Here is a 17,744-nt window from a genome sequence, read left to right on the forward strand (position 1 = left end):
GATCACAGAATGATGCAGGAAAAACAGACCTATCATGTCGATTTGGTCAGCGGCGACGTACTCGGACAAAAACTTGAAGAGAATCCAAGCTTCACCGTACACGCAACTGATGAGGAACTTGCAGAATTGAAACAATGCTTGGAGGAACACCGGACAGATGACCTGGAAGCATATGCCCGTTCACATGTGCCCTACCTACTCTATCATCATGACCGGGCAAATGATAAATACGATGCAGCCATGAAAAGGCTTTATGCCCTCATTTATAAATTAGGGGATGAAACGGCACGAAACCATATTGAAGAAATCGGCATATTGAAAGATAACAAATTCGAGGGAAAAGAAGAAGTGCAAAAGTTCAAATAAGAAATAGGAACAGAACCTGATTCAAAGGTTCTGTTCTTTTATTATCATGTCCCCAATAAAAGGGAAAACAGAAGATTCTATTTTATGATTCACTATAAAGTTTTATAATCAGAGTTCTTTTAATCTACATATTTATCCTTCAAATAATCTGAACCAATACCGCCAATGACCATCAAAGCTAATGGTAAAAAATTCGATACAACTGGCATGCTTTTTAAAATGGTAATATCTGTGCCGGCAAATTTATTAAGTCCAAAAATAATTAATTTAGACACTAACAAAAATGCTCCTATTAATAATACGATATCAAAAAACATTTTCCTTTTTGGAAATGCTAACTGCTTACTTTCCCTTATTATTTTTTCTTTCAATTCCTCGTCACTCCTTAATAATTCATCTACCGTAATTTGAAATAAATCACTTAAATTAATGAGTACTTCAATACTAGGATAATTTTTTCCCGTTTCCCATTTGGACACAGATTGGCGACTCACATGAATCTTCTCCGCAAGATCATTTTGTGACCAATTTCTTTTTTCCCGTTCTTTTTTTAATCGTTCGCTAAAAATCATAATGAGTTCATCGCCTTTCCTACTCCTAGTATTGTGAGATGAATTATGCAAAGTAAAGATAGTAATAAGCGCATTACTATGCAACTTATGAGTGACACCGAAGAAAACCTTGGTATATCAAGGGAATCAGATTAATTTTTCGGAACTGCTGCAGAAAGGTAAAATTTTAAAAGATTCCAGTTGATTTCAGAAATCAGCTCCCTTTCCGCCGACTGTCTGCCAAGCCTCATCAAAGCAAGCGACTCCGGGGTCGTAGCTAGCCAGTTAAGCAGCTACTCAATTCTATAATTTTTCCACTGAATAAGCCATCTTGCCATCACATAATTCAGCTTAATTCAAAAAAAGCCTTGTATAGACAAGACTTTTAAACCCATTTTTTCCTGCCTGTTTAACTACACGAAGCATTTTTTTATTTCGCTCTTTGATCCTTTTTCCACTAATACTTTCACAATATAACAACTGGCAGTTATCAAAGATCATTCCTCACTTTGGTATAACTTTACCTTTTCGTTATCGAGTTGCTTTGCACATAAAAAAAGGTTGCCTCGGCAACCTCCCTTTAATGAAGGAACTGTCTCCAGATCCCAGTATATATTCATCGCATTGACACGCAATCATAACGTTTCATTATTAAATGTTCCATTCTTTTAATTCGAGTCTCCGCACTTTATGTACAACGTGAGGATCATTTTCCGCTAAAGAGAGTGCTTCTTCAAATGTGTCTGCAATATAAACAACCAAGCCGCCTGAGCCATCCGCAAAAGGGCCTCTTGCAAAAACCTTCCCTCTACGATCAAGTTCGTTTAAATACTCGATATGATGTGGACGAACTTCTATATTTTTTTCAGCATCAATCATATGTAAAATTGCTGCATAATAAGCCATGCTTTCCACTCCCTAATTTCGGTTCCAGACAACCAGCTTCATTTCTGTCATTTCTTCAACTGCATATTTTAATCCTTCACGTCCAGTTCCACTTTCCTTCACTCCACCGTACGGCATATTATCCACACGGAATGTCGGAATGTCGTTGATCATGACTCCACCAACTTGTAAATTTTCCGCTGCATCCATTGCTGTACCTACATCGTTCGTATAAATCCCTGCCTGCAGGCCATAAATTGAATCATTCACCAAATCAATTGCTTGTTCTACTGATTGAATCTTGTTAATCAAAACGATTGGGGCGAACACTTCTTGACAAGATACCTTTGTGTGAGTATCTGCATCCAATATGACGGTCGGATGAAGGATATTGCCTTCCGTTATTCCACCTGTTGCAATCTTGGCTCCACCTTGTCTTGCCTCTTCAATCCAATTGAGGCTTCTTTCAACATCATTTGGGGAAATCAAAGCGGAAACATCCGTTTCTGGATCAAGCGGATCACCTAATTTTAATAGTTTGGTAGCTTCTATAAACTTTTCAACAAAGCGATCGTAGATTTCTTCATGAGCATAAACTCTTTGCAAAGAAATACATACTTGTCCCTGATTGGAAAACGCTCCCGTCACACAACGAGAAATGATTTTATCGATATCCACACCCCTGTCAATAATGACAGCTGCATTTGATCCCAGCTCCAGCGTCACTCGTTTCAATCCGGCTTTGTTGCGGATGCCAATCCCGACTCCTGGGCTGCCGGTAAAAGTAATCATACTTACTCTAGAATCAGTGACCAACTTGTCTCCAACCACTCTTCCTCCACCTGTGACCACATTTAATGCTCCTGCAGGCAATCCGGCTTCCTGTAATAATTCTCCGAGGAACAGAGAGGATAGAGGTGTTTGGCTTGCTGGCTTTAATACAATTGTATTACCTGAGGCGATGGCAGGACCTACTTTATGAGCGACTAGATTCATGGGGAAATTGAAAGGTGTTATGGCCCCAATCACTCCAATCGGTTCACGTACAGTGTAACCGAGTCGGTTTTCGCCACCTTGGGCGGCATCCAGCGAAAGCGTTTCTCCATGAATTCTTTTCGCTTCTTCAGCCGCAAACTTGTAGGTTTCAATTGTTCGCGCCACCTCGCCCTTAGCGGTTGTAACCGGCTTTGCTGATTCAATAGATATGATTTTGGCGGCTTCATCCGCGCGCTCTTCAAGAAGATGGGCCAATGTTTCCAGGATATTCGCACGTTGATGGGCTGGCATTTTTGCCATCACCTTAGCAGCTTTTTGCGCCGCTTCAATAGCTTGGTCGGTTTCTTCGTCTGTGGCCAGGGGGATTTCAGCTATGACTTCTCCTGAATAAGGAGAACGAAGCAAACTATACTCCTTCGCCTCCACCCATTCCCCTTTAATTAGTAAATGTTTTTTTTCTACTTTATCTATGATTGTCATGTTCTCAGCCACCCTTCACTCTTTGTAAGTGCTTCATCTAAAGATTAGAGGCAATTTTTGAAACAGTCGATTCCATTCTTGGAAAATAATACTCTTCTAATTTTGTAGTTAAGCCACCGTGACCAAATTTACAGTGATTATTTTCACTCTCGGAACTTCGCTTAATAAATTCAAGAAAATACAATATACTATTGCGCCTTTCTAGAATGTTACTAATTCCTTGCTTATAAAACCAGGCATCGATGGTATTATAAACTCCTCTATTAATCCCATACTGTTCATTACAAACTTTAATAAAGGATAAATCAGTTAAGTTTATTATCTCTTCTACATCTAATAGCAATTTGTCCCCTCCTTGCTACTTAGCTCTGCTAATTGAAATGTACTCAATTCCAAAACGTTTTTTTATCAGCTGGAGTTTATTAAATCTCCTAAATCTACCGCCCTTTAGCTTAATTGATGCTCTGGTTTAGTACTTTTCAGTGCTTTTTGCATAAAAACGATTTCTTCACCAAGCATTGAAATACGTTCCAAAACTTCCTCATCAACCAGTTCGTTTTGTGAATTGAAATGGTCGTTATGAGCATAAACAGAGCCAGGTGCAACAAATGCACGGAAATAGCTGGCTATAGGTTTCAGCTGATTTTCAATGACTAAATAATGCTGGTAGGTTCCACCGGTAGCCACTAGCCCCATTACTTTATTACGGAAATCCTTCGGGGGGATCAAATCAAATAAGTTTTTAAGAGCTCCTGTAATTGACCCTTGGAATATTGGGGTTCCTATAATGTAAAAGTCTGCTGAGGTAACGATATCAATTACTTTTTTCGTATCTCCAGTGTATGTTGACGGATTACGGCCATCACAAAATTGAACATCATACTTTTTCAAATCAAGCAATTCGACTTCGATATCAGGATGGTTATTCTTAACTTCCTCTAAAACCTTTTCAATAACAACTTTCGTCTTCGTTCCTATTATCGTTCCTGAAATCCCCAGTAATTTCATTTCACTTTTCCTCCTTATTAAATCTCTTAGATAAAAGTGCATACCCAAAAATTCCCATTACCTCATTATGAACGGGTCAGGAATCGGTTCAGATGATGTATTGATCCAAACAACTTTATCTTGCATATATTCATGAATCGCTTCATAACCGCCTTCTCTTCCATAACCGCTTAGGCCAGATCCACCGATTGCAGCAATTGGTGAAATACTTCGATAGGTATTCACCCAAACAATTCCAGCACGTATAGCTTTCGCGACTCGATGAGCTTTTGCAATATCACTCACCCAAATTCCAGCTGCCAATCCGTAATCAGTACTGTTTGCTAATTGAATAACCTCTTCTTCATCTTTAAAAGGGATCACACTTAACACGGGGCCAAATATTTCTTCCTTTGTAATACGGGAATTATTATCGTGATGCTCGAAGATCGTGGGTTCAAAATACCAACCTTTTTCTAAATATTCAGGCTTTTTACCTCCGCAAACAAGTTTACCACCTTCATCTAATCCGATAGCCACGTATTTTTCGACTCGCTCCAATTGGGCCTGCGTAGCCAGCGGACCCATTTCTGTTTCATCTTGAAAAGGATCACCGATCTTGATTTTCGATACTCTGTCTACGAGTTTTTGCATCACTTCATCGTAAATATCAACATGTAAAAATGCACGCGAACCTGCCACACAACTTTGTCCTGAAGCACCAAAAATACCAGCTATGATACCCATCGCCGCATTATCCGGATTAGCATCCTCAAACACGATATTGGGTGATTTCCCTCCAAGTTCAAGCGATACCTGCGCAAAATTTTGAGCCGAATTACGAACAATATGCCGTGCTGATTCTGAACCTCCCGTAAAGGCCACACGCCTTACAAGAGGATGGGAGGTGAGTGTATCGCCTACAGGAGTTCCAAAGCCGGTAACTACATTGACTACTCCAGGTGGAAAACCAGCTTCTTCAACCAGTTTTACCAATTCCAATAGAGAGGCCGAAGTCATTTCCGAAGGTTTAATGACTATGGTATTTCCTGCAATAAGTGCAGGTGCAAGCTTCAAGGTTGTTAAATAAAGAGGGGAATTCCAAGGAGTAATGGCGGCTACTACCCCCAGCGGCTCTTTGGATGTAAAAGCGAACATATCTTTTTTATCAATTGGTAAGGTTTGACCATGGATTTTATCTGCTAGACCCGCATAGTAATAGAAAAATTCAGGTAAATATTTTACCTGACCGCGCATTTCGCGTATTAATTTCCCATTATCCAGTGATTCGACTTTCGCAAGCTCTTCAGAGTGATCAGCAATCAGCTCTCCAAGCTTTCTAACCAGACGCCCCCGCTCCGTGAATGTCATATTGGTCCATCCCGAATGCAGGAATGCATTATGCGCAGATTGAACGGCATGATTTACATCTTCAGCATTCCCTTTAGCGACTTGACACCAAGCTTCTTCGGTTGCAGGGTTATAACTATCGAAATATTCACCACTTGATGATTCTATCCATTCCCCGTTTATATACATCTGATATTTCTTCAGCTCTTTCACATCGAGTCACCCCTTTGCTTTTGTCTTTCAATAAACGACCTAATAGCTTCGTTCACTATTTTGGCTCCTTCTATCGGCAGCATATGCCTCATATTTGGTACTATCATTAATTCTGAATCCACAATCTTTTCATGCATTTGTCTTGCCATTTCGGGATTTGAACCTACATCATGCTCCCCTGTTATAATTTGGGTCGGTATATTAATCTGGTGGATCTGCGGCCACAAATCTTCATCCGCAGTTGCAAAAAGTGTATAGGCCGCTAAATATGAAGCAGCATCGTTTGTCTGAAGTCTTTCCCGAATTTCACTAACAGTTTCTTCCTTTGAATTCAAGAATTCAATATTAAACCATCGTTTAATGGCCGGTTCAATTGTTGCCAAAGGGCCCGTTATTTTCACTTCTTCCACTCTTTTTAAAACGGCTTTCCTCTGTTCCTTCGTCCGATTGGCCACTGCGTTCATAATTGTTAGCGTTTTCACTTTATCCGGATATTTTAATGCAAATGCCTGAGCGACCATACCACCCATGGAGAAACCAATAATATGACTTCCTTCAATCCGTAAGTGATTCATTAGTTCTGCTAACTGCTCAACAAACTGTGAAAGGGAATAAGGACCCGGAGGATGCTCAGATCCTCCGTGCCCAACCATGTCATATGTGATAACACGGAAATGTTTCGACAAATCTTCAACTTGTTTTTTCCACATCGTAAGATCAAGACCAACACCATGAATAAAGATAAGCGATTGCCCCATCCCTTTCTCTTCATAATGAAGCGAATCTTTTCCATGCAATGTAGTTGGCATTAAACCAGCCCCATTTCAACCATATCTTGATGCCTGTTTCCTGTTCTCGGATGAGGACGTCCTCCTGTAGAAGCCCCAATGGCAACAACGATCTCATCGGCCCTAGGTGCATCAGGTATAGAAGCTTCAAATGTAATGAAATGAGAGCGTTCAGACTCATCTGTCTTATGTACCATCGGTATGAGCACCGCAGATCCAGCGCCACCACGCTTATTAGTAAAGCTTAAGATACTCGTTCCTTTCACGGCGTCCCTGAATTTGTTACCGAATTTCAAAGTGTGGATAAAAGCTGATGCATGCTCAACCTCCCCATCAACACCCACGACAGCTGCCTTGCCGAATGCTTCGACGTCATCAGCGGAATCAATGTGCTTAAATAGTTCAGCAACTAATAATTCGCCAATTTGCGGTGCAAATTCATCAATTTCCGGTTTTAAATTATCAACATATCCTCTTCCAGCCCATGGGTTTTTGATAACCGCCATACTTGTTATCATCTTGATGGGATTCTCTACTTTTTTACCGCCCTCAATACGTGTTTCTTCTATAGCTGTATACACTTTACGAATATCTAACATTTACATTACCCCCAATTTAGTTTTTGTGAATCTTGGCATTACTTCTTCCGTGAACAATTTTAAACTTTTCATCATTTTTTCATGTGGCAAACCATTATGGTTCACCCAAAGCAGTAATGTTTCCAAATTCAGTTCTTCCTTCAATTCCTGAATTTTCTCTGCTACATAGTCAGGTGTACCAAACAATAAATTTCTTGGGTGTAAGAATTCATAGTTCAATTCCTGCCCTTCTTTTACTGTTTCGCCCGGATCCATAAGGTTGCTAAGTCCTCTCCAGTGACAAATCCAGCGATAATTGTTCAATACTGCTTCTGCCGCATCTTGACGAGCCTGTTCCATCGTTTCCGCTACATATACATCACGTACCAAAGCAATACCCTGACCAAGTGGCACTTCATAGCCTTTGGATTTGGAAGCCCTTTCACGGTACAGTTCAAAACGGCCTTTTAATTCTTTGACGGTCGGCATCCAAAACATTCCTTGTATATCGTTCTCCGCGGCCAATTCAATAGAACGCGGTGAATCAATTACCTGCCACAGAGGAAGTGATTGCTGGTAAGGTCTAGGCATAAGGGAAATCTTATCAATTTCTCCTTTCTCCATATCCATAAATTCCGGTGTTGATGGGCTCATAGGGTGACTCCACTTTAAACCTTTAGGAGGAAATTGATAGATGTCACCTTGATGTGAAAAGAAACGGTTTGACCAAGCCTTTTTTAAAATTTCCAATGTTTCCTCAAACAGTGCACGGTTTTGTTCTTGATTTGCCGGATCAGCCAAAGTGTTTAAATTAGCCGCTTCCCGTCCGTATAATCCACGTGCCAGACCAACTTCCACACGTCCTTTGCTTAACTGATCAAGCATTGCTATGTCTTCCGCCAAACGCAGCGGATGCCAGAAAGTGGCGACATTCGCAGCTTGTCCAATTCGAATGTTCTTTGTACGTGCAGCAATATCAGCCCCCATTAAGATCGGGTTAGAAATCAATTCATTTCCTTCATGACCAAAGTGGTGCTCGGTATACCAAATCGAATCATAACCATTTTCATCACAATAAATAGCTTGCTCACGGGCTTCGTCCAGCACTTTATAATATTCATCATGTCTTCCCTGTCCTGCAAGGTTTGCAAAGATTCCAAATTTCATAGTACTCATTCCCCCTCATATCACTTTTTTTGACCAAGTTTCTTTGCTATGTCCATTTTAAGTTGCATTCCACTTGCTTTTACATGCTCTCGCATGGCCTTCTCCGCTTCCTCCCGATTGCCTTTCTCTATAGCAATCAAGACCGCCTGATGTTCCTTTAGTGATCTCTCACGGCGATTCGGATCTTCAATGGTTAAAAAGACATACTGTCTATAAGGTATTTGATTGAGCAGCAAATTTAGCATGTAACTTAATTTAGAGTTATTGGCGCCTTCTTGGATGACTGAATGAAAAACATCATTAGCCTCGACATATAGCTTTTTATCCGAGGTTTGTATAGCAACCTCCATGTCAGACACTGCTTGCTTAAGGTTATTAATGTCTTCAGCACTCCCGCTTTCTGCAAGCAGCCCCGCTGCGAGCCCTTCCATTACTTCCTTTAAAGTAAATAACTCATCCAGTTCCTTTTCAGTTGGTTTGGTCACACATGTTCCAACCCTTGGAATGATCTCGACTAACCCTTCTCTTTCTAGCTGTTTAAATGCTTCCCTTATAGGGGTTCTACTAACTTTGTAATATTCAGATAAAACAGTTTCCGATAATTTTTGTCCTGGTTCATAATCTCCAGTTACTATGGATTCGCGTATAGCGTTCGTAACCTGAGCAGTAATCCCCAACGTTAAGATAGCTGTAATGAAAAGCCCCTCCTTTTTAAAAGTTTGTACCATGTACCATGCAAGCTCTTGATAAGTGCAATTATAGGTCATGAAAAATAGACTGTCAATTCAAAAAATATAAAATTTTTATTTTTTATTGGAAGACATGTTGTTCCACAATTTTCAAACTAGAGTTTAATATTTCCAATCATTCAGTCTAATGATCAATCTGATTTATTGAAATTCACTAGATGAATGAACGGATATTTTATGATAGTTACCTAAAAATTATTTTTTCTGAAAATATTGACATCTGTATACGCTTACAATTATAGTGATTCTATAAAATAAGCTTGCATGGTACATGGTAGTATACCGAATTTGATAGGGGGTAAATTGATGAAAGTTGAAACTCGCAGTATAGAATATATTCCGGCAGATGAACGCCATGGCAAGGCCCGTGATTTATTTCCAATTTGGTTTGGGGCAAATATGCATATTACCACCCTTGTGACCGGGGCATTGCCCATTACATTAGGTCTTAATTTATTTTGGAGTCTGGCTGCAATTATTGTCGGTACCTTATTAGGCGCCATTTTCATGGCCTCCCATTCAGCTCAAGGACCTCAACTCGGAATTCCGCAAATGATCCAAAGCCGGGCTCAATTTGGTGTAATCGGAGCCATCTTCCCCTTGTTTCTCGTTATGTTTGTCTATTTAGGCTTCTTTGCCAGCAGCGGTTTGCTTGCAGCACAAACCTTAAGCAGTTTAACAAAGATCGACCAAACATGGAGCATAATACTTTTAAATGTACTTTGTTTCGTGGCCACCATTTATGGCTATAACTTAATTCATAAAATGCAAAAATTATTATCTTGGGCGTCTCTTTGTATTTATATTGTAGCTACATATATAGTCTTCCAATTGCAAGTTCCGGCAGGCAGTTGGGCCATTGGGAATTTGGATATACCAGTGTTTTTGCTGGCAGTGAGTATGGTTGCTACATGGCAATTGGCATATGCCCCCTACGTTGCAGACTATTCTCGCTATCTACCGATAACCACACCCACGGCCCATACATTTTGGTATAGTTACGCTGGCACAGTCATCGGGACTATATGGATGATGACATTAGGCGCAACCTTAACCATAGCGATTCCTAACTTCCTTGATCACTCTGGCGGTAACTTGGCCAGCCTGTTTGGAAATTTTGCTATAATCATGTTCTTTATAATCATCTTTGGACAGCTTGCTATAAATGTCTTTAACCTATATGGAGCATTCATGGCAACCATAACAACAATTGAACCGTTTATTAAATTAAAGGTCACACCGAAAGTACGAATAGGAATGATATTCTGTGTAACAGTAGCAGGTACCGTTTTGTGCTTACTAGGTCAGAGTAATTTCCTATCTTTTTTCTTGAATTTCATCTTTTTCATTAGTTATTTTTTAATTCCCTGGACATCCATCAACCTTGTTGATTATTATTTGCTTCGACATGGCCATTACAATGTAAAAGATATTTTTGATGTGAACGGTCAATATGGCAAAATAAACTGGATTACTTGTATCGCATTCCTTGTATCAATCTTGGCGGAAATCCCTTTTATAAACACATCATTCTATGTAGGACCGATAGCCAAGGCTTTTGAAGGAGCAGATATCGCTTGGATTATTGGGTTAGTTGTCCCAGCTGTTTTGTATTACTTCCCAATGAGAAAAAAGTTGAATACCGCTGAAAATGCAATAAACAAACAAGAGACTGGTTCAATAGAGAATACAGACGCTTCCGAGAAAAATGTTAAGTAACTTAATATCAGGTGTCGATAATAGAGAACCCTAAAATGAACTGCACCCCAATCGTTAGTCACCAACTAACAATTGGAGGTGCAGTTTTTTTGACTTTATACGATTAAGGAAAAAAACCTAAATCTATTGCACAAAAAAGACATGAAGCATCTCAACAAGAACTAGAAGAATATTTCCATTACTACAATCACAACGAATCAAGAAAAGATTAAAAGGCATGAATCCGGTAGATTACCGGGTTCATGCCCTCAAGGCTGCCTAAGTAAATAATGTGTCTAGCTTTTTGGGTTCACTTCAATGAAAGATCCTTTTTATTCACAAATTTAGCTTACTTATTTTTCTCCTAAAATAGCGAGTGGACTAAATACTTCATAATGAATACGGTCTTTCGATACACTCCATTTATTTAGGGCCTCATTGATTGCTTCCATAAAAGGAATAGGTCCGCAAAAATAAAAATTAGCTTCTTTTGATGGAACGATAGATTGCAGGAAGTCTAAACCAACGTATCCTTCTTTATCAAAATGCCCAGAGGTTCGATCGGCTTCTGTTGGTGCACCATAGACTACAAATGATTTTATATGTTGATGTTCATTCACTATTTGTTGCAGATGATCTTTAAAAGCATGTGTTTGACTATTGCTTGTTGCATGGATGAACGTAACCTGACGTTGTGGCTGCTTTTCTATAATGGTATTTAACATGCTAAGCAAAGGTGTAATGCCAATACCGCCACTAATTAGAACAACGGGTAAATCGGTGTTATCCAGTTCGAAGTCACCTGCTGGAGCAGAAAATTGCAGCGTATCTCCAACTTGCAGCTGTCTATGTAAATAGTTAGATACAATTCCAGATGGAGCATCTCCATGGGCATCTTCACGTTTAACACTAATTCGGTAGTAATCCTTTCCAGGTGAATCCGAAAGACTGTAATGGCGTATGTGCGTATATTTCTCGCCAGGAATTTCAGCCTTAAGTGTTAGGTATTGCCCAGCATGGTAGGAGGCAATGGGTTTTCCGTCTGTAGGCTTTAGATAAAAGGAGGTTACCACATCACTTTCTTTTATCTTTTTATCGATATTGAAGCTTCGATATCCTTCCCATCCACCATGCTGATGTTCTGTTTCCTCATAAAGGTTTTTTTCAATATCAATAAAGGCATCTGCAATATAGCCATAGGCCTTTCCCCATGCCTCTATGATTTCATCTGTGGCTGCGTCACCCAACACATCTTTAACTGCTTGAAGCAACGTTTCACCTACAACCGGATACTGTTCAGGCTTGACCCCTATCGCACGATGTTTCTCAGTAACTCTTTTAATTACAGGTTTTATCGCTTCAAGGTTCGTAATATGTTCACCAGCAGCATAGACAGCATATCCCAAGGCCTCTTGTTGAATTCCTCTTTTTTGGTTCGTTTGGTTAAAAAGATTATACAAATCAGGAGCTTTTGAAAATAGTAATTCATAAAATCTCTTTCCTATTGGTTTACTATGTTCCTTGAGAACAGGTGCTGTTGACTGAACGATTTCTATGGTCTTAGCATCAAGCATGTTAAAATTTCCTCCTCAAATTTCAGGGATATATACTGTAAATAGCATTCCCACTAAATATTGGAGTAAACATGATATTTTGGTCCTGTTCACTTATCACTAACAAACCCAAACTTCTTACTATAGGCGACTTCCGCCCATTTTGAGATTTTGAAATCCTTAAGATAATTCAAAGACACCATACCTATTAGTACGGTGTCTTTTGTTATTTTAGTATCCTTGATAACTTTAACTGACCCTTTATATCAATAAGAACAAAGCTGCTGATCAGTAGCAGAAAAAAAGTGTTATAGGGTCCAATTGATAAGCAATCCAGCTTGAGCTAATCCACCGCCGAAACCATATAATAAAACCTTCTCACCACCACTGAGCTTCCCTTCTTTTAATCCTATTTCTAAAGCTAATGGAATTGTCGCTGAAGAAGTATTTCCATACTCCACTAAGCTATATAAAGTACGCTCAATTGGAAAGCCACTTCTATCACATATTGACTCAATCATTCTTAAATTTGCACTATGCGGTACGAACCAATCAACATCATTCAATTGATATTCGGCATTTTTCATCACAGTTTGCATTCCTTTTGGAACGGTCGTGACAGCCCATTTATAAACCTCACGTCCATTTTGTACAAGGTTGCCACTATTATTTAAGTCTTCACCATTTATTCGTGTCGATAGGTTTGTACTATATAAATGTTTTCCGCCTTCTCCCTCAGAATACAAATGTGAAGAAATAAAACTTGGCTGTTTTTCATCATATTCTACAAGAACTGCTCCTCCGCCATCTCCAAATAAAATACAAGTGGCTCGATCTTCATAGTCCATAAGTTTAGATAAAGTATCAGCTCCAATAACAAGAACTTTCTTGTTTAAACCAGATGTTACTAATCCATTAGCTACATGCAGCCCATAAGTAAATCCTGCACAGGCAGCGTTTAAATCAATAGCTCCAGTATTCTTAATACCTAGCTTTGCTTGGACTAAAGATGCTACACTTGGAGTGTTGAAATCAGGTGTAAAGGTACAGACAATGATCATATCAACATCTTCGACAGATTTATCATACCGTTCCATTAAATCCTTTACAGCTTTATAACCTATATCACTAGTAAACTCTTCTTCATGTGCAATTCTTCGTTCTTTAATACCAGTACGTTTAACAATCCATTCATCATTGGTTTCAACCATTTTTTCCAAGTCTTTATTTGTTAACCTTTTTTCAGGAACATACGAACCTATCGCAGTAATACGTGCTTTGGATTTGAACATAGAATAGCCACCTCGTGTGTATGAATTGCATCATTTTATAACTTGATATTAACACCTGGTACTAATTATAAAGCAAAAAAAATCTTATGCAACTAACCGTTACATTTTAAGAAAAAGAGTGGGGAAAAGCAACTACTTTAAAGTAAAGCACCTGTTAGTTTATTACAATCTCTAGAGTGACTGCCAAAAGTCATCTTCAAGACATTTTGTATTTCTGACAATTATACTGATAGTTGAATAAATTCTGCTTGCATCACTGAACTTGTCAAAAAAAAAGCCATACTCCTAGTTGATGCAGCTCTTACTATTTATGATGGCGACAAATTTGTTCTTGTCTTTCGAGATTTTGTTCAACTGCATATGTAGTGCCCCATTCACACATTGTATTTAATACAGGTACAAAGGATTGACCCAACTCAGTTAAACTGTATTCTACTTTTGGTGGTACTACTTTATATACTTCTCTTCGGACAAGCCCATCTCTTTCCAACTGCTTTAATTGGTCGGTCAAAACTTTCTGGGTAATGGCCGGTATTAGAATATAAAACTCTTTTGTCCTCATTGGTTTTTGACTCAGAAAAAAGAGGATTAAGCATTTCCACTTTCCTCCTACAGTATTCATGAAAATATTTATTCCAGTATTTAAACTCTTCATTCCTCATTCCTCCTGAATAGGCACATAAAGGTGGCTATGCCACTTTATTGTGCGTTATTTTCTTCTACATCATGGGTCCATTATACTCTGATTATGAAGCAAATATAACATTGGGAGTGAACACGATGAGTGTAAGGGAGATCATAGAAAAAAGACGTTCCGTAAGGCAGTACGATCCCGATTATAAAATTAGTCCCGAAACGTTGGCGACATTTATTGAAGGAGCTAGTAAATCGCCTAACGGAAACAATATTCAAGCAACACGATACCTGGTTATAGATGAACCATATTTAAAGAATTTGTTACTGCCCATTGCTTTTAATCAGCAACAGGTAATTGAAGCCTCAGTACTGATTGTTATACTAGGTGATTATCAAGCATTTGAAAAAGAAAATATCATAATGATACATGAGGATGAGTTTCAAAAAGGTTATTTTGACGCATCAGTAAGAGATTATCTAACAAACGCGGCAATCAATTATTATCTAAATAAATCAAAAGAAGATTTAAAGGCTGAATTAATAAGAGACGCAAGCCTGGCGTCAATGTCGTTAGTTTTATTGGCGAACGAGGCAGGTCTTGAAACCATTACAATGTCCGGGTATGATTCCGAACAATTAAAGTCAGCTTTAAAAATTTCTGATAGGTATTTAGATGTTATGCTTATCGCCATGGGGAAAGGAATTAAAGAAGGTCACAAAACAGTAAGACACGATGTGAACAAAGTCATTTATAAAAACAAAATATAGTGAGTGTTTTTACTTTTTTAAAATTTGAATATGGGAGATTAGTGTGGAAAGAGGGTTAAAAAGAACCCTCTTCCCCTATCATCTTATAGTTAAAACTCACCACGAGTTACAGTCTCACATTTCATCCACATGCAGACTTATCATATAGTCATATTAACGTAACGGATTCATTTTAGTGTTTTTGTTTGTAATAAGTTACAGCGAGAGCAAGGGCCAGCACTGTTCCTTTGACGATATCCATCGCATAATACGGAACGGACATCATGATCAGCCCATTTTGTAGGATTCCGATCAGGACTGCTCCGACAAAGGTTCCAAAGGCATTCGGTTTTCCCGCTCCTAAAACGGAGGAACCAATGAAGGCAGCCGCGACGGCATCCATTAAATAGGGTGACCCTGAATTGATTTCCGATGTCATGACCCTTGAAGCAAGGACAATCCCCCCGATTGCAGCAAATAGAGCCGAAAGCAGATAGGCAAGGATTTTGTATTTATTGACCGATATCCCGGAAAGTCTCGCCGCTTCCTTATTTCCCCCAATAATGTACATATAACGACCGTGCTTCGTATAAGTCAAAAAGATATGGGTCGCTATCACAATGACGGCCATGATCAGGATTATCCACGGTACCTGGCCAATTTTGGCGAAAAACGGGCTGATCAGTCCTGTTGCGAACGTCCCGTCTGGCATGACCATATTTTGCGAAACCGTGGCCCCTTTTGTATAGGTAAGGGCAATTCCCTGGATAATGAACATGGTAGCCAAAGTCATCAGCATGTCGGGAATTCTCAATTTAACGATCATGAATGAATTCAAGGCGCCTACGACAAGTGAGGCACCGATCGCAGCTAATATGGCAATTAATGTATCCTGTGAAAACCAGACAAACATCGAGATGACGATGGCATTGGCCAATGATGCGACGGAGCCGACGGAAAGGTCGAAGCCATCCACGGTCAGGGATATCGTAATGCCGATCGCAATGATGGTCACGATTGAAATGGAACGCAGGATGTTGACCAGATTCGTAGTTTGAATGAAAGATGGATTGGACACGGCAAAAATTCCAATCAGAATGATAATCGTCAATATTGTGCCGTATTTATAGAAAAAGTCGAATAGTTCCACCTTTTTCTTCACTTTCGCTGTCTGTGTAACAGGATTGGGTATGCTCATTCTATTTTCCTCCTGTTGAATAGAATAGTAGTTCTTCTTCATTCGTTTTACTTGTTTCTAATTCGATGACAGTGCTCCCGTCATATAACACATATGTCCGGTTGGTAATGCCAATGATTTCGGAAAGCTCGGATGATGCATAAATGATCGCCTTCCCATTCCTTGCAAGCTCTGCAATCAATTCGAATATATCCTTCTTGGCTCCAACATCGACCCCTTTCGTTGGTTCATCGAATATGTATACATCCGCATCGGCCATAAGCCATTTCCCGATGGCAACTTTTTGCTGATTGCCACCTGAAAGGTTTTCGACATTCACTTCCCCTGAAGGAGTTTTAATGCCGAGGCTTGCGATCATTTCCTTCGCTCTTTCCTTTTCCGCCTTGCGATTCACAAAGCTGAATGTCTTGGAGAATTTGCCAAGACTGGCTGCCGTCAAGTTCGCCGAGACTGATTCCTGAACAAGGACCCCTTCTTTCCTGCGTTCCTCAGGTACAAGTGCCAGACCGCTTTTTACTGCTTCGTGCGGTGATTTCAAGGAAAGCTTTCGACCATTCAGGATGACTTCCCCCGCTGTGATGGACGTATGGCCGAAAAGGGTTTTACACAGCTCCGTTTTCCCAGCCCCGACCAACCCTGCCAAGCCGATTATCTCGCCTGCTTTAATATTCAAACTGACATTTTTAACTTTCTCTGCATCTGACAATCCGTTCACTTCCAGAATAACGTCGCCAATCGAAGCATTCACTTCAGGAAACTGTTCATCCATGGTTTTTCCAAGCATGTTCTCTACGACTTCGGTACGGGTTATATCTTCCTTCTTTCGACTTGTGACACGCTCCCCATTCCTCATGATTGTAATTTCCTCACAGATTTCAAAAATTTCGGGCAGACGATGTGAAATGAAAATGATTCCCACGCCTTTTTGCTTTAATTCATTTACAATTCGAAAAAGTTCTGTCGTCTCCGTATGACTTAACGGAGCAGTTGGCTCGTCGAGAATCAGGAATTTGCATTCTGTCGAAACGGCTCTTGCTATCAGGACCATCTGTTTTTCAGCCAAGGTAAGGTCTCTTACCAGCTTTTTCGAAGGGACACGAATTTTCATATCTTCAAGAATAGAAGCCGCTTGGTTATGCAGCTCTTTCCATTGGACCATCTGTTTTTTTCCCATGTTTTGGACCATATCATTCAACATTACATTTTCCCCAACCGTTAAATAAGGGATGAGGGCGGTATCCACTTCCTGATAAACAATTTGAATGCCTTGTTCTTGAGCCGCTTTTGGCGAGCGGATATCCCTCTTCACCCCATCAATATAAATGTCACCTGAATAATGAACATGGGCTCCCGATAAAACTTTCATTAACGTCGATTTCCCTGCTCCGTTTGCACCGACCAATGCGTGGGCTGTCCCCGATTTTACGGAAAAATCAACATCACTCAGCGCCTTCACCCCCGGAAATTCAATCGAAATCTTCTTCATTTCTAGTTGCGTGCCCATGTCCAT

General features: G+C 39.7%; 18 protein-coding genes. 3 read left to right on the forward strand and 15 right to left on the reverse strand.

The window, feature by feature from the left end; genetic code table 11:
- Window positions 1–9: 9 nt before the first annotated feature.
- On the forward strand, window positions 10–366 hold the full coding sequence (locus ACSR9O_RS18620) for a hydrolase (protein ID WP_402944526.1): 357 nt from the start codon (window positions 10–12) through the stop codon (window positions 364–366).
- Window positions 367–485: 119 nt separating this feature from the next.
- Here ACSR9O_RS18620 and ACSR9O_RS18625 read toward each other — a convergent pair whose 3' ends face one another.
- From ACSR9O_RS18625 to ACSR9O_RS18670, 10 genes are all read right to left on the reverse strand, one after another.
- Window positions 486–938, reverse strand: a complete 453-nt coding sequence (locus ACSR9O_RS18625) for a helix-turn-helix domain-containing protein (protein WP_101224937.1) — start codon at window positions 936–938, stop codon at window positions 486–488.
- 630 nt (window positions 939–1,568) lie between these two features.
- Entirely contained in the window at window positions 1,569–1,823 is a 255-nt protein-coding gene (locus ACSR9O_RS18630) for a YciI family protein (protein ID WP_101224938.1), read from the reverse strand.
- A gap of 12 nt (window positions 1,824–1,835) precedes the next feature.
- Window positions 1,836–3,278 carry an aldehyde dehydrogenase family protein gene (locus ACSR9O_RS18635; protein ID WP_491724890.1) on the reverse strand — a complete coding sequence of 481 codons (1,443 nt, stop codon included), beginning with the start codon at window positions 3,276–3,278 and terminating at the stop codon, window positions 1,836–1,838.
- Between the two features lie 37 nt (window positions 3,279–3,315).
- Window positions 3,316–3,621, reverse strand: coding sequence for a hypothetical protein (locus tag ACSR9O_RS18640; protein WP_101224939.1), 306 nt, complete (start codon window positions 3,619–3,621; stop codon window positions 3,316–3,318).
- Between the two features lie 104 nt (window positions 3,622–3,725).
- The gene (locus ACSR9O_RS18645) at window positions 3,726–4,286 is read right to left on the reverse strand and encodes an NADPH-dependent FMN reductase (protein WP_101224940.1); all 561 of its coding nucleotides are present in this window, start codon (window positions 4,284–4,286) and stop codon (window positions 3,726–3,728) included.
- A 57-nt stretch (window positions 4,287–4,343) separates the two neighbouring features.
- Entirely contained in the window at window positions 4,344–5,828 is a 1,485-nt protein-coding gene (locus ACSR9O_RS18650) for an aldehyde dehydrogenase (RefSeq protein WP_230177892.1), read from the reverse strand.
- Window positions 5,825–6,637 (reverse strand): alpha/beta fold hydrolase, encoded by an 813-nt coding sequence (locus tag ACSR9O_RS18655; protein ID WP_101224941.1) that lies wholly within the window; start codon window positions 6,635–6,637, stop codon window positions 5,825–5,827. Before ACSR9O_RS18655 ends, ACSR9O_RS18650 begins: the two co-directional genes overlap by 4 nt.
- The gene (locus ACSR9O_RS18660; protein WP_491724891.1) at window positions 6,637–7,215 is read right to left on the reverse strand and encodes an amino acid synthesis family protein; all 579 of its coding nucleotides are present in this window, start codon (window positions 7,213–7,215) and stop codon (window positions 6,637–6,639) included. Before ACSR9O_RS18660 ends, ACSR9O_RS18655 begins: the two co-directional genes overlap by 1 nt.
- Window positions 7,216–8,361 (reverse strand): LLM class flavin-dependent oxidoreductase, encoded by a 1,146-nt coding sequence (locus ACSR9O_RS18665; protein ID WP_101224942.1) that lies wholly within the window; start codon window positions 8,359–8,361, stop codon window positions 7,216–7,218.
- A 20-nt stretch (window positions 8,362–8,381) separates the two neighbouring features.
- Window positions 8,382–9,128, reverse strand: a complete 747-nt coding sequence (locus ACSR9O_RS18670) for a GntR family transcriptional regulator (RefSeq protein ID WP_260356390.1) — start codon at window positions 9,126–9,128, stop codon at window positions 8,382–8,384.
- A 288-nt stretch (window positions 9,129–9,416) separates the two neighbouring features.
- Between ACSR9O_RS18670 and ACSR9O_RS18675 the strand changes: the two genes are divergently transcribed.
- Window positions 9,417–10,829, forward strand: coding sequence for a purine-cytosine permease family protein (locus ACSR9O_RS18675; RefSeq protein ID WP_491724892.1), 1,413 nt, complete (start codon window positions 9,417–9,419; stop codon window positions 10,827–10,829).
- A 332-nt stretch (window positions 10,830–11,161) separates the two neighbouring features.
- Here ACSR9O_RS18675 and hmpA read toward each other — a convergent pair whose 3' ends face one another.
- From hmpA to ACSR9O_RS18690, 3 genes are all read right to left on the reverse strand, one after another.
- A complete protein-coding gene (gene hmpA, locus ACSR9O_RS18680) occupies window positions 11,162–12,382 on the reverse strand; it encodes an NO-inducible flavohemoprotein (protein WP_491724893.1) in 1,221 nt (406 codons plus the stop codon).
- Window positions 12,383–12,669: 287 nt separating this feature from the next.
- The gene (locus tag ACSR9O_RS18685) at window positions 12,670–13,653 is read right to left on the reverse strand and encodes a ketoacyl-ACP synthase III (RefSeq protein WP_101224945.1); all 984 of its coding nucleotides are present in this window, start codon (window positions 13,651–13,653) and stop codon (window positions 12,670–12,672) included.
- A 304-nt stretch (window positions 13,654–13,957) separates the two neighbouring features.
- Window positions 13,958–14,308, reverse strand: a complete 351-nt coding sequence (locus tag ACSR9O_RS18690; RefSeq protein ID WP_101224946.1) for a winged helix-turn-helix transcriptional regulator — start codon at window positions 14,306–14,308, stop codon at window positions 13,958–13,960.
- A 125-nt stretch (window positions 14,309–14,433) separates the two neighbouring features.
- On the opposite strand from ACSR9O_RS18690, the gene ACSR9O_RS18695 reads away from it, so the two are divergent.
- On the forward strand, window positions 14,434–15,057 hold the full coding sequence (locus ACSR9O_RS18695; protein WP_101224947.1) for a nitroreductase family protein: 624 nt from the start codon (window positions 14,434–14,436) through the stop codon (window positions 15,055–15,057).
- A gap of 172 nt (window positions 15,058–15,229) precedes the next feature.
- On the opposite strand, the gene ACSR9O_RS18700 is transcribed toward ACSR9O_RS18695, so the two are convergent.
- Both ACSR9O_RS18700 and ACSR9O_RS18705 read right to left on the reverse strand, forming a co-directional pair.
- Window positions 15,230–16,234, reverse strand: a complete 1,005-nt coding sequence (locus ACSR9O_RS18700) for an ABC transporter permease (RefSeq protein WP_101224948.1) — start codon at window positions 16,232–16,234, stop codon at window positions 15,230–15,232.
- A gap of 1 nt (window position 16,235) precedes the next feature.
- Entirely contained in the window at window positions 16,236–17,738 is a 1,503-nt protein-coding gene (locus tag ACSR9O_RS18705) for a sugar ABC transporter ATP-binding protein (protein WP_260356385.1), read from the reverse strand.
- Window positions 17,739–17,744 lie beyond the last annotated feature (6 nt).

The organism is Peribacillus sp. B65 (assembly GCF_058513295.1).